Source organism: Leucothrix arctica, assembly GCF_003172895.1.
Taxonomy (GTDB): Bacteria; Pseudomonadota; Gammaproteobacteria; order Thiotrichales; family Thiotrichaceae; genus Leucothrix; species Leucothrix arctica.
This window is the reverse complement of the sequence record NZ_QGKL01000029.1, coordinates 258,375-271,273: the sequence shown is the minus strand read 5'-3', so window position 1 is coordinate 271,273 and position 12,899 is coordinate 258,375. Positions and strand designations below refer to the sequence as shown.

Sequence of the window (12,899 nt, the reverse complement as noted above, 5' to 3'; positions counted from 1 at the left end):
GTGAGTGTAGGGTTTGACTGCTCAGGTTTAGAACCTTTGATGCGTGTTGGTGTCAATGAAAGTATAAGAAGCCGCCGCTACTTTTGCTGTATTTGTAGCAAAGTGGTTAAGCGAGATTAGTAACAATGACGTTACGTAATAAAAATTATACTAAAGATTGAGGTTCAAAAATGAAATACATTCCCCTGTTGTTAACGAGTGCTTTTTTAGCTGCCTGTAATGGTAGCGCCACGGTTTCAGTTGATATTGAAATTGAAGATTTGTTGTTTACCGATCTTACTTATGATGACCTCCCTTTTTCGGATGTCTCAATTAATGGTGCGACTTTTTCAGGCTCTGGTTGCCCAGCAGGTTCTGGTGACATGATTGTTTCACCGGATAAAAAAAGTATTTCAGTATTACTTGATGATTATATTGTGGATGCCGGTGATGGCTCTGGTTTAGTCAATCGTTCCAAATGTGATATCGCAATATCGTTGGATATTCCAGAAGGGTATAGAGCTATTTTGATGGATGCGGACTATCGCTTGGCCGTAGACCTTACAGAAGGCTCACTTGCAGAGTTTACCCGACAGTACTTTTTCTCAGGTGGTAAGAGTGAAACGTTTCAAGATAGTTGGTCTGGAAAGTTAGAAAATTTAGAGGTAGAACTACCTGATCGCTTAGGTGCTTATGGTGGTTCTTTGTCTGAATGTGGTCAGGATGTGATATTCCGTAGTAAAACATCGCTGTATGCCTCAGTCCCCCATGATGGCGAAACAGCTTTTATTGCAGTTGACTCACTTGATTTCAAAAGCTCAGCGCAGTTTGATTATTATTTAGACTACGTGGTTTGCGATTAGGGTTCTTCATGAATCGAATAAGTTATTTATTCGATATTTTATGAGCCTTTTTAAATCCTAATTTCGCATTACATTATAGTAGCACTGGTAAAGACGACTCACTGTACCAAGAAGAAGGATCTTCAGCGGTACACGAAGTAGAAGCTTCAGTAGCTATTGGTTTGGCAAAAAAACTGTCAAATCTTAACCTAGTGGTGTGAAGGCATCATTAAACAATCATCAGCTCGACGTTAGAACCACTTCCATGGTTCAAATGAAAGTTGCAAAAGGCATAGGATGGCTAATATGAATGTGAATAAATTGGTAAAAAACTTGTTAGTGGCTGCGATGATAATAGTGTCAGGATCAGCAGTTGCTAAATCAGCAGGCATTGATTATCAGAAGGAAATTGCGAAGTTAGGTAGTGCCGTTGACGGTGCTAGAAAAGCGGGTCAAATAAATCACTCTGAGCAAACTTCTTTGAAGAAAGAGTTAGCAGAAATTCGAAAGCTTTATCTTCAGTACAGTAAGGATCAGAATATTACGCCTCAAGAAGCGAAAGCTTTAAAAATAAAACTTAAAAAGTCAGATCTGAACCTTTTTAGAAAAAAATATGACTAAATATTAAACACTCACTTTGAGTGCAGCCATTTGTGATTAAGGAGAGGGGATCCTTGAAGTATCTATTTATAACAACAGCAGCCATAGGCTGCTTACTTACATCAGTCGGGGTGAGTGCTATGCAGCCTCATGTGAAACTAACCGATATCAAGTATGTGGGTAATGGTTGTCCTAAGGGATCTGTGTCGGTCAGTATGACACCAAACAAGGGTGCTATTAACTCGGTTTTTGATGATTACTTTGCTGCTTTTAGCGTTAAACCTGGTCAGCTAGTTCGTCGATGTAGGTTGGCAATGCATATTCATGTGCCTAAAAATAAGCGAGTGAGATTAAGGCAGGTGCGCTTTCGTGGTTTTGTGAATTTGCCGCTGAATGCTCATGCGCGTATTGAACGAAACTATCGATTTGGCAATAACACTAAGCGAGTTGTGAATAATTGGAAGGGGAAGTCTTTTCAGGTGATTAACAGACGTGAGCCATTTAATACCACATGGAGCGAATGTGGGGAGATGATAAAGCTAGAAGTGGATTCGATGCTAGAGTTGGTGAGTAAAGCAAAAATAGAGTCATCGATTGGCATAGATTCATTCGACCGCTTGATGTCAAAGGATTACCGCGGGGAGCGTGGTTGGAAGTTTATCCTTGATTACACGCCCTGCTAATTGCTTTGAGGTGTTTCTTCTTCTGAGCTAAACAATTGCTTGAAGGTCTTTTTGATTGAGTCAAAAAGGCCTTCTTTGTTTTCTGGCTTTAGTTTGTCAATCTCGGCTGTTTCTTCGGTAGCTTTCCCTAATGCTACGCCATTAAAGACTTTCTCATCTATATCTTGCCCAATACAATTTGGAGCATCCATTTTTTCACCACTGATGATCACTTCGCCACTTTGTATCGTTATACCTTGTAGGTACTGACTGCAATAAGCATCAATGGGGAGTTTGTTATATTCTTTCTTTTCATCACTCCACTCCAATGCCGTACCTGCGACCAAAAACACATGGCTAATTTCTTCAGAAGCGTATGCATAATGCTGTGCTTCTTCGCTTTCTGGTTTAGTAATCCAGTAGCAAGGTGGAGTAAGAGGTAATGCTAATGATGTCTTTTTGTCATCAGTACCAGTGATTAACTCGCACTCGCTATTATCATTACTTAGTGTCAGAGAGTAGCCATCAATATTTTGCGAATGATTGTTGAGCGGCATGCTATCGGCAAAGGTATAACTACTAGTGCTTATTAAGGCGATGCCGAACAAAAAAGTCACTGCTTCTTTGGCGACTGGCATTAATATAGATCCCAAAACCAAAGCTCTTTGAACTCAGTCTCAAAGTAAGAAGGGAAGCCACCAACAAGTGACTCGCCATCCCATACATCGATATGGTCTGTCGTTCCCCAGCCGTCCCTAAAGAAGATGACGCCACTGCGGCCTAGAATTTCTTCTTTACTATGAACAACTTCGCGAGAGCCGAATGTAGAAGGCTCTGACTTAATCCAGTTAGCAAGCTCTTGAGCTGCAAGTACGTGTCCTTTTACGAGTCCATGGTTGTGGTCTGAAAAGGCGCGGTATTCGGTTGTGCAGCGTCTCAGGATGCGACGGTCTACTGGAATAATAACGCCTGAAAGTTCCAGTGCTGTACTCATGCGGATCGCACACTGGTTAGCAAAAAGTGTGTCATCGCAGACATTTTCTCTACCAGGGTGGTTATGCCAAAACAGTTTCATTTGTGACACTGTGATTGCTTTAGATAGATCGCCCTCAGGGTGTGTAACTACAACGTTCTGTATATCGTTTGCTGATTTTGAGGCTTTGTTGAAGCGAACAGTGAACTCCCCTGATGTAGGGTTGATGTCACTAATTAACTGGCTTCCAGTCGTATCACTTAGATCAAGTTTACAGTTTTCATACTGGCCGGTAGGCTCTGTAATGAGCTGAAACTCGATATCTTTACCCAAAGTCACTTTATCGTTAGTTGTACGAATAGCTTTTAATTTAGTGGGTACAGGGGATCTTGGAGGAGTAGGTGTTGGAACGGGTGCTGGTGTTTCTGTTACCGGCGGTATGACTGGAGGGGGTGTTGGTGTCGAGGGGGTAGCCGGAGGTGATGTCGTTGGCGGTGTTGCTTGCGTATCACGACTTAAAAAATTACGTAACCACTGCATAAATTCACTGAACGACATTATTCACTCTCCGTGTGTTTTTATTAAACGTTCTTATTGATCTGAACGGGTATTACTCTGACTTAGTTTCTACAGTCTCTTTGATAACACCAACAACTTCATCGGCGCTCTCTACTGTATCAGTCACAGTTTCTTTTATTGCTTCAACTGTTTTTGATTTCATCTCTTCAGCTTTGTCAGCCACAACGTCTTTTGCTGCTTCTAGTGTCTCACTTGCTACTTTTGTTGTTTCTTCGGCACCTTCTTTGACTGTTTCAGCGGCAGCTTCCGTAGTTGCAGCAACATCTTCAGTTGTCGGTTCTTGAGTTGCGCCGTTGTTGTCAGTGATGCCCAAGCTAAGTGCAGCAGGGTGTTCAGGTACAGAGCGAAGAATTAATCCAGCAACGATAACGACTGATAGTGCGATAATGACGATTCCGCCAAACTTTCCAAACATAGATAAATCTCCTAAACAGATCCTTGTTATTTTGAGCTATTGTCTAACGCTCAATATTAGCACTTAGTATATAGGATAAAAACCAGCCTTAATAAAGCTTTGATTAAACTAAATGTTTTCGTTAGTGCTTACGTTGAATAGAGAACCACGCTAGTTCAGTCAGTGCTGTTTTTTCTGGGCTATCTGGTAAATGAGTAAGAGCAGCAACCGCCAAGTCAGTTTCTTTTTTCGCGACACCGTACGCATAATCTAACGCTTTGGTTTTCTCTATGATGGCCATGACAGGGTCTATGTTATCGAGACCACCATTCTCTATGGCATCACGTATCATTTTAGCGTCATCGCCTTCAGAGCGTTGTAATGCAATGATTAGAGGAAGTGTTGGCTTTCCTTCGGCAAGGTCATCACCCACATTTTTACCCATCTCAGCAGCTGAAGCACTGTAATCCATAATGTCGTCTATCAACTGAAACGCAGTCCCTAGGTGCATGCCGTAATCAGACATGGCCTTTTCAACACCTTCAGGTTGTTTCGCCAGAATTGCGCCTAGCTGAGAAGCGGCTTCAAATAATTTAGCAGTTTTAGAATAAATTACTTCGAGATAGCGTTCTTCGGTGGTGTCTGCATCATTACAATTTAGTAATTGCAGTACTTCACCCTCTGCAATGACGTTAGTAGCTCCCGCTAAAATTTGCATAATGCGCATTTCGCCTACATCAACCATCATCTCAAACGAGCGAGAATAGAGAAAGTCGCCTACTAGAACAGCGGCTTGGTTTCCCCAGATGTTGTTTGCAGTCTCTTTGCCACGACGCATGTCTGACTCATCGACAACATCATCATGTAGTAGGGTGGCTGTATGAATAAATTCAACTATTGCGGCGATATCAACACAAAGTTGACCTTTATATCCACAAGCTCGAGCACTCAATAGGGCAAGCATCGGTCGAAGGCGTTTGCCTCCATTACCTATAATATAGTGACTAAGCTGATTGATTAGTACAACATCGGACTGTAGGCGTTGTTGGATTAGGTGATTAACCGCGCCCATATCGTCGGCGATTAATGCCTGAATTTCCTTAAATTCCATAAGCCTGATTTTGCTCAACTGTCGCAGATTAAAGTGGGAATGCTAGGTAGATGCCATTAGACTGTCAAGCATGCATTCAATGTAATAAAAACTAATATCTAATTTGACGTGGGGCTATGAAGAAAGTATACTCCCGCGGTTTCTCGATAGACTCTATTTGCTTAGTTATAGGAGCAAGATTATGTACGCCATCTTTACTACTGGTGGAAAACAATATCGCGTATCACAGGGTGATGTGCTTGATATTGAGAAGTTGGACGTTGAAGAAGGCGCAAGCGTCGATTTTGACACAGTCCTTATGGTTAGCAATGATGACGCTGTTCAGATCGGAGCTCCTTATGTTGAAGGTGGCAAAGTCACTGCAACAGTAACGAAGCAAGGTCGTGGCAAGAAGATTGAAATAATCAAATTCAAGCGACGCAAGCATCACCAGAAAAGAACTGGTCATCGTCAATATTTAACAAAAGTTGAGATCACTGGGATCTCTGCTTAAAGTATTTTTTTAATACTTTACTATTAGAGGATTTTCTAATGGCTCATAAGAAAGCGGCGGGTAGTACTCGTAACGGACGTGATTCGGTATCGAAGCGTCTAGGTGTAAAGCGTTTTGGTGGTCAACTTGTGACTGCTGGTAGCATCATCGTTCGTCAGCGTGGAACTCGTTTCCATCCTGGTACTGATGTAGGCTGTGGTAAAGACCATACTTTATTCGCAAAAGCAGACGGCGTTGTTGTTTTTGAAGTAAAAGGTCCACTAAATCGCAAATACGTTAGTATTCAAGCTTCTGCTTAAATTGCTCTGACGTTATTGTGAAAAGCCCCATCTAGTATGGGGCTTTTTTTATGTCTGCTATTTACTGACTGACATCCAGTGGAACTTCTGCAAGATGCATTTTGCCTTGCTCAGAAATGGCAAGTCTTAGTACTAATGACTGAGAGTCACCAATCGTCTTTAGTCGTGGTGCGGTATTCCACACAGTACGCAGTTCGTTATGAGAAGCGCCGACAGCGTCACTTTCTGTGCCGTTACTTAAAACTGAAAGTGCAACATCATCAAGTCTATCTTTTGATGTCACTGTAATTGGCAATAGCTGGCCACTTTCAGGTGTTGATCCAAACGTTACTTGTAAGGTTAAACCTCTTCCTTCTATTTCGCAGGCCTTTTGTACGGGTTTACAACTGCCTTTTGGTACTAGCTCGTAGTACTTAATATCTTCTTTATTGGTCATGTACAAATCTGCTAACCCATAGCCACCAATTGCTAAAAAGGGTGCCATGATGATCGCAATAAACTTTTGCTTGTTTTGAAGTATCTTTTTCAAATTAATGTGAGCGACTTTACTCGCTGCCTCCTCATGTAATTATAATCTTTGCTTGTTTGATAGTATAAAAAAACAAGCAGTCAGAAGGAATTATCCTTTTGTCTATAGTTCGCTCTCGTTAATCGATAGTAACTGCCATGTTAGTGACTCTGGAACAATACTGACGATAGATATTTGGTAGTTGCACCAGAGTAAAACACACCGTTTACTTATACCATAAATTAAAAATCGCGAGTGATAGAGAGTAGCCCTGTATGCCGCAATATATCTTAGGAATTTCTGCTTTTTTTCATGACAGTGCCGCAGCACTGATCAAGGATGGAGAGCTAGTTGCTGCCGCTCAAGAAGAGCGCTTCAGTCGAAAAAAACACGATCCTGACTTTCCTGAAAATGCGATAGCCTATTGCCTTAAAGAAGCAGGTATTGAAATGAGTGATCTTCAGTGCATCGTTTTCTATGACAAGCCCTTATTAAAATTTGAGCGACTGTTAGAGACTTACTTATCGTACGCACCTAGCGGCTTTCGTTCGTTTCTTATGGCGATACCTGTTTGGATTAAAGAAAAATTATTCCTTAAAAAGCAGTTAAAGCGTTCATTAGAGATGATGTCGGGTGTGAAAGAAGACGATTTGCCTCAATTGTTGTTTACGGAGCACCACCAGTCACATGCTGCCTCTGCTTTTTTTCCAAGCCCTTATGAAAACGCTGCTGTTATGTGCTTGGATGGTGTTGGCGAATGGGCAACAACCTCGGTTTGGTTAGGTGAAGGGAATATCCTGACACCGCAGTGGGAGATTGATTTTCCACATTCCTTAGGGCTTTTATACTCAGCATTCACTTATTACACTGGTTTTAGAGTTAACTCTGGTGAGTACAAGCTTATGGGTCTAGCACCCTACGGTGAGCCTAAGTATGTAGACCTTATTTTAGATAACCTGATGGATCTAAAAGAGGATGGTACATTTCGTTTAAACATGAAGTATTTTAATTATGCGACAGGTTTGACGATGACAAACCGTCGTTTTGCAGACTTGTTTGGTGCGCCTGCTCGAGAGCCAGAAGCAGAGTTAACTCAGCGTGAAATGGATATTGCCCGCTCTATTCAAGTTGTCACCGAAGAAGTGGTGTTGCGCTTAGCAAGGACAGTACATAAGGAAACAGGGCAAAAGAATCTCTGTTTAGCCGGTGGTGTAGCGCTTAACTGTGTATCGAATGGGCGGTTATTGCGTGAAGGTCCCTTTGATAATATTTGGATTCAACCTGCTTCAGGCGATGCAGGTGGTGCGGTAGGTGCGGCTTTGTCTGCCTATTATGAGTATCAAGAAAAACCACGCACACCTTTATCGGGTGACTCAATGAAAGGCGCTTACCTTGGGCCGTCTTTCTCTGCTGATGAAATTAAAAGTTACTTAGACTCTGTTGGTGCAAGTTATCAAGAGATGGATGAAGGTGACTTATACCCTGAGGTTGCAAAGCAGCTTGAGCAGGAAAAGGTGATAGGTTGGTTTGCTGGACGTATGGAGTTTGGCCCACGTGCTTTAGGTGGTCGCTCTATTATTGGTGATGCACGAAGCCAAAAAATGCAATCGGTCATGAATTTAAAGATTAAATACCGAGAATCATTTCGTCCATTTGCACCGATTATTAAGCATGACAAAGTCTCTGAGTGGTTCCAGCATGAAGGGCCGAGTCCTTACATGTTGATCGTTGCACCCGTTTTGGAAGAAAAACGCAAACTTATGTCGGATGCTGATAACGACTTATTTGGTATTGATAAGTTAAAAGTACCTCGTTCAGAAATTCCAGCGGTGACTCACGTTGATTATTCTGCGCGTTTACAAACAGTACACCCTGAAACTAATCCTCGTTTTTATAAGTTATTAAATGCTTTTGAGGAAAAAACGGAGTGTCCTTTGTTGGTCAATACGTCGTTTAATGTCCGTGGTGAGCCAATCGTTAATACGCCTGAAGATGCATACCGTTGCTTTATGAGAACGGAAATGGACTTTTTGGTATTAGAAAACGTCCTAATTGATAAAACACAGCAGCCTAACTGGAAAGAGTCAGCAGATTGGCAGCAAGAATTTGAGTTGGATTAATCCTATGCAAACAATGTCAAATAAAATGGATACTGTCGCAGCTGAAACGCCTAAGGCGCTACGTGAATTTGGTCTAATTATGGCCGGCATGCTAATCCTTATGTTTGGAATAGTATTTCCATGGTTATTTAGTTTTACAACGCCATATTGGCCGTTCATCGCTGCTTTTGTATTTGCTGTCGTAGCACTACTAAAATCAACGCTATTAACCCCTGTTAATCGCATCTGGCTAAAGCTTAGTGGCGTATTGGGCTGGATTAATACTCGACTTATTATGGGGTTGATGTTCTTTTTCTTGATCGTACCAATGGGTCTAGTACTTCGCCTTCTAGGCAAGGATCCATTGAGTAACGAGTTATTGAAAGATGCAAAGAGCTACCGTGTAATCAGTAGAGTCCGTAGTAAAGAACATTTGGAGAAACCATTCTAATGATGGATTTAATTTCAGACCTTTGGTCATTTATGCGTGAGAGAAAGAAGTTCTGGTTAGCGCCTATCATGTTGTTGATGGTGCTATTGGGTGCTTTATTAGTCTTTGCGCAAGGTAGTGCGATAGCACCCTTTATTTACACTTTATTTTAAAAGTGTAATCACCATAGGCAGTCAGGATGGTTGTCTATACTGAATCGAACAAGGATGGGTGAAATGAAACTCAAAGCAGTAGTAGCTAATCTGGCATTAATGGCAGTTAGTATGTCAATTGTCGTTATTGGTGCAGAGGTAGTTAGTCGATATGTTGTGCCTATCTCACCTGGGCCTCATTTGCTAACGCTTGATGGGCAGTCTCTAGTGCAAAGCTACATGAAGCCTGACACTAGTTATCGAATAATCACGCCAGATTTTGACGCGAAAACGGATATCACATCTGATGGTTACCGCGCACCAGCGTCGAAAGGCAATCCAGACACCTTGTTTATTGGTGACTCGTTTACCTTTGCCCAAGGTGTTACTGATGATAAGACTTTTCCTAATCTGTATTGTGAAGAGAAGGGCTTAGACTGTGCCAACCTGGCGGTCCCCGGTGCTAGCACTTTGTACACATTGGATCGTCTCGAGTCGTTCTTGAAGCAGAAAGGGTGGGCGCCAAATAATGTGTACTTTTTCTTTTTTACAGGTAATGATTTTACTGACAATATTTGGGCAGCAGAGCAGCGTGATCAGGGTAAAGATTACCAGCCTCTTGAGTTATCGCCTGAAATTGAGCACGCAAAAAAACAGTCCTTGCCAATACATAAAAAAATCGTTGATGCGAGCCTGAAGCACTCAAACCTCATGCGTGTTTTGTATTACAAAGCCTTACCTGCGTTTAGAGAACAAGGTGACCCTGATGCATCGGGTAATCAGATGGCAAAATCCTTAGCGATTACTGAAGGTGAGTTTCAGCGTTTAGAAGCGCTTAGTCAGAGTTATGCTTTCAACTACAAAATTTTTGTTCTGTATTCTGCGCCCGAAATTAAGCAACAGCGTCATTTACAACTAAGAGATGACTTACAGAAGATTGCCCCAAATAAGATTGTATCTTTGGGTGATTTGTTTGCTGATGATTTGAATGGGTATTACTTCCCATCCGATGGTCACTTTACAGAGAGTGGCAATCAGAAATTATCTGACTTCTTGAGTAAGGGTAGCTTTTAGGTAGTGGTTTGAAGTCTAAGTGCTCAGTGTCTAAAAAAGCCAGTGTTGATTCAATCGCACTGGCTTTTTCTGTTAACAGTTTTGCTCTAAGTTAAAGTCCAAGCACTGACTTATCTTCAGGGTAAGTAACGGTATAACCATACTTAATACGCGTTTCAGAATTTCCCTTCAAACTCCTTTCCCAGCGAAGCACTCCCTTCTTATCGTCAATGTCTTTATCGGTAGGGGCATCACCTGTTAGCGTAACTTTAATGTCATCGTGTGAGGCAACTGGCACATTATCGAAGATATGTAATGGGTAAGCTTTATCGTGTTGGTTATTTAGAGTGATTTGATAGCCACGATCCACCACTTTTCGTTTTCCAAAGAAAACACCATCATTACTTTTAGAGTCAGGGTTCGGCTGGAAAGTAAGCTTCACTTTGTCATCTTCGCCGAATGATAGTTGTACTTTCTCTCCTGCTTGTTTCTGAGACAGGCGACTGCTACCAACAAAATTACCATCTCTGTAAAGTGATGCGGTTCCTGCCAGTAGGGGGGTAGGTGAGTTATAGGTAAAACTTGTTGTTAGTAATACTCTTGGGTCAAGGCGTGGTGTACTAGCAAGTACAATACTGCTGTCAAAATCGCTGGTACTCAGTAAAAATCGACGCTTTTGGTTACCAGAATCGAGTGAGACTAAACTAGGTACTTTATAGTCAGCAGAAAAGTCTGCGAAAACTAGTGTGCTTTGTTCTGTTTGGACACGCTTTCTAGCAACTCTTGGCGCTGGTTTCATCATAGCGATGGGTGCAGATTCCTCCATTACATCGGCTGACATTGCCATGGAGTTCATGGCCATACCTCTGGACTTCATGAGGCGGTCATCCATGAAGTCGATGCTCCAAGATTGTAGCTCAATGAGTTGTGAGGATTGAGAAGGGCGCAAGGTCGATAGTGTGACGTTGGTATTTATCCAGTCTTCACCCGTTCGCTGAAATATCTCAGCTTGAGTCTTTATAGATAAATTCCCTGTCTCAGTATTTAAGTCAGCATCGTAAACAGGAGACCAACCAGCGCCATTAATGATGTAACTCACTTGTACAGATAGCTCGCCCGCTTGCTCTGCGTTAATAGTTAAAGTGGCAACGCGAGTGCTTTTCTGGTTACTGGCAACGCCACGAAGCTCGGTTTGAAGCTTTGTTATTTCAACATCAAGCTGCTTGAGTTGGAGTTCAGTCTGTCTTATGTCTGACTGAGCTTTTTCTGTAGCAGCACCTAGTGTCTGCCAAGCTTCTTGCCATTTTTCCATAGGCAGCTGGAGGTAACTGCTGCCGTTTTTGCTAGCGTTACCAGATCCCATGGCATTGATATATTGCAGTTGTGCTTTAGCGCGGTTAATTGTGTCTTCAAGGCCTTTACGCTGTTCCGATAAGACCTCGATTTTATTTCTGATATCTAGCTCGTTCTTAAGAACGACGTCTTTATTTACTTCACGCTTTAGCGAGACACTACCTAAGCTAATGTTGGTATCTGATTCGCCATTTACGCGTAATGATGTATTCACTAAATTGATCGGAAGATCTTTAATTTCAAGTGTGCTTTCACCTGCAGGTACTTGAATAGTGGCGACTCGACTAACTTTAGCGCTACCAGGAAAGACAGTAACAGCATCAATTTTTGATGATGCTGTCAACTCGGCAGCGGATAAGGGTGAAAGTATTGCGCTGGCTAAAAGCATGCCAAGCGTAATTTTATTGAGAGAGAAGGGTGCTTGCATGAAGATACCTCTAATTTCATTATTTTGTATTATAAGTTAGGCTGTAATCTAATTAAGTAGTTCACCATACCATGAGATTAATTGATAGCCATTGCCACCTAGACCTCGTTGCTTTCGACAGTGATCGAGAAGTCGTTACACAGTCAGCCGCGACCGTAGGCGTGAGTGATATTATAATTCCTGCCGTTGAGGCAGCATCTTGGACTGCATTGGCACGACTGTGTCAGCGGGAACAGTCGGTTAATTTGTATGCCGCTTATGGCCTTCACCCGATGTTTATGGATCAGCATACGAAACAGCATTTGCTTGATTTAGAACAGCAGCTGTCTTCGGTTCAATCAATCGCGGTTGGTGAATGTGGATTGGATTTTTTTATTCAGGAACATGATAAATCGAGACAGCTGGACTTTTTTACTGCTCAACTAGACCTAGCGGTACAGTTTCAATTACCAGTCATTATTCACTCTAGAAAATCATTAGATTACGTACTGAAAGAGTTGCGTATACGACCATCTTTATCAGGTGTGGTGCATAGCTTTTCTGGAAGTTTACAACAAGCTAAACAGTTACTGGATCTTGGCTTTTATCTTGGTTTTGGTGGGCCTGTGACATATGCCCGAGCGACTAAGTTACGCGCGTTGGTTCAAACACTGCCATTGGACGGGTTGCTATTGGAAACTGATGCGCCTGATCAACCGGATGCAACACACTATGGTCTAAGGAATGAATCCGCATGGATAGTGGATATAGCGGAGTGCTTTGCAGAGCTTCGTAAGGAGCCGGTTGAATATATTGCAGAGGTTACGACAAGTAATGCAATTAAGGTGTTTGACCTTGTCTGACCCTAAATCTTATTAGTGATAATTAGAAAAGCTGATGTTGCTTCACTAGCGTTAAAGTTGAAAGGGCGTTCTGAGATATAGCTTTTGTGAGTCGGAACTTTAT

The 12,899-nt window shown here is 42.0% G+C and carries 16 protein-coding genes; 10 read left to right on the top strand and 6 right to left on the bottom strand.

Annotated elements, in window-relative coordinates; genetic code table 11:
- The first annotated feature begins 170 nt into the window (after window positions 1-170).
- The 3 genes from DKT75_RS10345 to DKT75_RS10335 all read left to right on the top strand — a co-directional run bounded on the left by DKT75_RS10345 (window position 171) and on the right by DKT75_RS10335 (window position 2,104).
- The gene (locus DKT75_RS10345; protein ID WP_109823346.1) at window positions 171-842 is read left to right on the top strand and encodes a DUF4360 domain-containing protein; all 672 of its coding nucleotides are present in this window, start codon (window positions 171-173) and stop codon (window positions 840-842) included.
- A 285-nt stretch (window positions 843-1,127) separates the two neighbouring features.
- Window positions 1,128-1,442: a hypothetical protein gene (locus tag DKT75_RS10340; protein WP_109823345.1), complete on the top strand. Its 315-nt coding sequence runs from the start codon at window positions 1,128-1,130 to the stop codon at window positions 1,440-1,442.
- A gap of 53 nt (window positions 1,443-1,495) precedes the next feature.
- Window positions 1,496-2,104 (top strand): DUF4360 domain-containing protein, encoded by a 609-nt coding sequence (locus tag DKT75_RS10335; protein ID WP_109823344.1) that lies wholly within the window; start codon window positions 1,496-1,498, stop codon window positions 2,102-2,104.
- On the opposite strand, the gene DKT75_RS10330 is transcribed toward DKT75_RS10335, so the two are convergent.
- From DKT75_RS10330 to ispB, 4 genes are all read right to left on the bottom strand, one after another.
- Complete coding sequence (locus DKT75_RS10330) at window positions 2,101-2,721, bottom strand: hypothetical protein (protein ID WP_109823343.1); 621 nt, start codon at window positions 2,719-2,721, stop codon at window positions 2,101-2,103. The genes DKT75_RS10335 and DKT75_RS10330 overlap by 4 nt on opposite strands.
- Window positions 2,721-3,614, bottom strand: a complete 894-nt coding sequence (locus DKT75_RS22010) for a T6SS effector amidase Tae4 family protein (RefSeq protein ID WP_211665345.1) — start codon at window positions 3,612-3,614, stop codon at window positions 2,721-2,723. Before DKT75_RS22010 ends, DKT75_RS10330 begins: the two co-directional genes overlap by 1 nt.
- A gap of 52 nt (window positions 3,615-3,666) precedes the next feature.
- The gene (locus tag DKT75_RS10320; protein ID WP_109823342.1) at window positions 3,667-4,050 is read right to left on the bottom strand and encodes a hypothetical protein; all 384 of its coding nucleotides are present in this window, start codon (window positions 4,048-4,050) and stop codon (window positions 3,667-3,669) included.
- Window positions 4,051-4,171: 121 nt separating this feature from the next.
- Entirely contained in the window at window positions 4,172-5,140 is a 969-nt protein-coding gene (gene ispB / locus DKT75_RS10315; RefSeq protein ID WP_109823341.1) for an octaprenyl diphosphate synthase, read from the bottom strand.
- A 181-nt stretch (window positions 5,141-5,321) separates the two neighbouring features.
- Here ispB and rplU point away from each other — a divergent pair, with 181 nt between their 5' ends.
- Both rplU and rpmA read left to right on the top strand, forming a co-directional pair.
- Window positions 5,322-5,633, top strand: a complete 312-nt coding sequence (gene rplU, locus DKT75_RS10310) for a 50S ribosomal protein L21 (RefSeq protein WP_109823340.1) — start codon at window positions 5,322-5,324, stop codon at window positions 5,631-5,633.
- Window positions 5,634-5,671: 38 nt separating this feature from the next.
- Entirely contained in the window at window positions 5,672-5,932 is a 261-nt protein-coding gene (gene rpmA, locus DKT75_RS10305) for a 50S ribosomal protein L27 (protein ID WP_109823339.1), read from the top strand.
- Between the two features lie 61 nt (window positions 5,933-5,993).
- Here rpmA and DKT75_RS10300 read toward each other — a convergent pair whose 3' ends face one another.
- A complete protein-coding gene (locus DKT75_RS10300) occupies window positions 5,994-6,461 on the bottom strand; it encodes a hypothetical protein (protein WP_109823338.1) in 468 nt (155 codons plus the stop codon).
- Window positions 6,462-6,715: 254 nt separating this feature from the next.
- Between DKT75_RS10300 and DKT75_RS10295 the strand changes: the two genes are divergently transcribed.
- The 4 genes from DKT75_RS10295 (at window position 6,716) to DKT75_RS10285 (ending at window position 10,195) form a co-directional block, all read left to right on the top strand.
- Window positions 6,716-8,560 (top strand): carbamoyltransferase family protein, encoded by a 1,845-nt coding sequence (locus DKT75_RS10295; protein ID WP_109823337.1) that lies wholly within the window; start codon window positions 6,716-6,718, stop codon window positions 8,558-8,560.
- 4 nt (window positions 8,561-8,564) lie between these two features.
- Window positions 8,565-8,990 carry an SxtJ family membrane protein gene (locus tag DKT75_RS10290; RefSeq protein WP_109823336.1) on the top strand — a complete coding sequence of 142 codons (426 nt, stop codon included), beginning with the start codon at window positions 8,565-8,567 and terminating at the stop codon, window positions 8,988-8,990.
- Window positions 8,990-9,142 carry a DUF5989 family protein gene (locus DKT75_RS21885; protein ID WP_170310669.1) on the top strand — a complete coding sequence of 51 codons (153 nt, stop codon included), beginning with the start codon at window positions 8,990-8,992 and terminating at the stop codon, window positions 9,140-9,142. The genes DKT75_RS10290 and DKT75_RS21885 overlap by 1 nt, the downstream gene beginning before the upstream one ends.
- A 63-nt stretch (window positions 9,143-9,205) precedes the next feature.
- Entirely contained in the window at window positions 9,206-10,195 is a 990-nt protein-coding gene (locus tag DKT75_RS10285; protein WP_109823335.1) for an SGNH/GDSL hydrolase family protein, read from the top strand.
- A 91-nt stretch (window positions 10,196-10,286) separates the two neighbouring features.
- Here DKT75_RS10285 and DKT75_RS10280 read toward each other — a convergent pair whose 3' ends face one another.
- Window positions 10,287-11,954, bottom strand: coding sequence for a mucoidy inhibitor MuiA family protein (locus DKT75_RS10280; RefSeq protein WP_109823334.1), 1,668 nt, complete (start codon window positions 11,952-11,954; stop codon window positions 10,287-10,289).
- A gap of 71 nt (window positions 11,955-12,025) precedes the next feature.
- On the opposite strand from DKT75_RS10280, the gene DKT75_RS10275 reads away from it, so the two are divergent.
- Window positions 12,026-12,796 (top strand): TatD family hydrolase, encoded by a 771-nt coding sequence (locus DKT75_RS10275; RefSeq protein ID WP_109823333.1) that lies wholly within the window; start codon window positions 12,026-12,028, stop codon window positions 12,794-12,796.
- The last annotated feature ends 103 nt before the right edge of the window (window positions 12,797-12,899 follow it).

Excerpts from the sequence above, each read along its gene's own strand:
- rpmA (WP_109823339.1), top strand. The coding sequence starts at position 5,672 with ATGGCTCATAAGAAAGCGGCGGGTAGTACTCGTAACGGACGTGATTCG.
- DKT75_RS10290 (WP_109823336.1), top strand. The coding sequence starts at position 8,565 with ATGCAAACAATGTCAAATAAAATGGATACTGTCGCAGCTGAAACGCCT.
- DKT75_RS10295 (WP_109823337.1), top strand. The coding sequence starts at position 6,716 with ATGCCGCAATATATCTTAGGAATTTCTGCTTTTTTTCATGACAGTGCC.
- DKT75_RS10340 (WP_109823345.1), top strand. The coding sequence starts at position 1,128 with ATGAATGTGAATAAATTGGTAAAAAACTTGTTAGTGGCTGCGATGATA.
- DKT75_RS10280 (WP_109823334.1), bottom strand. The coding sequence starts at position 11,954 with ATGCAAGCACCCTTCTCTCTCAATAAAATTACGCTTGGCATGCTTTTA.
- DKT75_RS10285 (WP_109823335.1), top strand. The coding sequence starts at position 9,206 with ATGAAACTCAAAGCAGTAGTAGCTAATCTGGCATTAATGGCAGTTAGT.
- DKT75_RS22010 (WP_211665345.1), bottom strand. The coding sequence starts at position 3,614 with ATGTCGTTCAGTGAATTTATGCAGTGGTTACGTAATTTTTTAAGTCGT.
- DKT75_RS10320 (WP_109823342.1), bottom strand. The coding sequence starts at position 4,050 with ATGTTTGGAAAGTTTGGCGGAATCGTCATTATCGCACTATCAGTCGTT.
- ispB (WP_109823341.1), bottom strand. The coding sequence starts at position 5,140 with ATGGAATTTAAGGAAATTCAGGCATTAATCGCCGACGATATGGGCGCG.
- rplU (WP_109823340.1), top strand. The coding sequence starts at position 5,322 with ATGTACGCCATCTTTACTACTGGTGGAAAACAATATCGCGTATCACAG.
- DKT75_RS10275 (WP_109823333.1), top strand. The coding sequence starts at position 12,026 with ATGAGATTAATTGATAGCCATTGCCACCTAGACCTCGTTGCTTTCGAC.
- DKT75_RS21885 (WP_170310669.1), top strand. The coding sequence starts at position 8,990 with ATGATGGATTTAATTTCAGACCTTTGGTCATTTATGCGTGAGAGAAAG.
- DKT75_RS10345 (WP_109823346.1), top strand. The coding sequence starts at position 171 with ATGAAATACATTCCCCTGTTGTTAACGAGTGCTTTTTTAGCTGCCTGT.
- DKT75_RS10330 (WP_109823343.1), bottom strand. The coding sequence starts at position 2,721 with ATGCCAGTCGCCAAAGAAGCAGTGACTTTTTTGTTCGGCATCGCCTTA.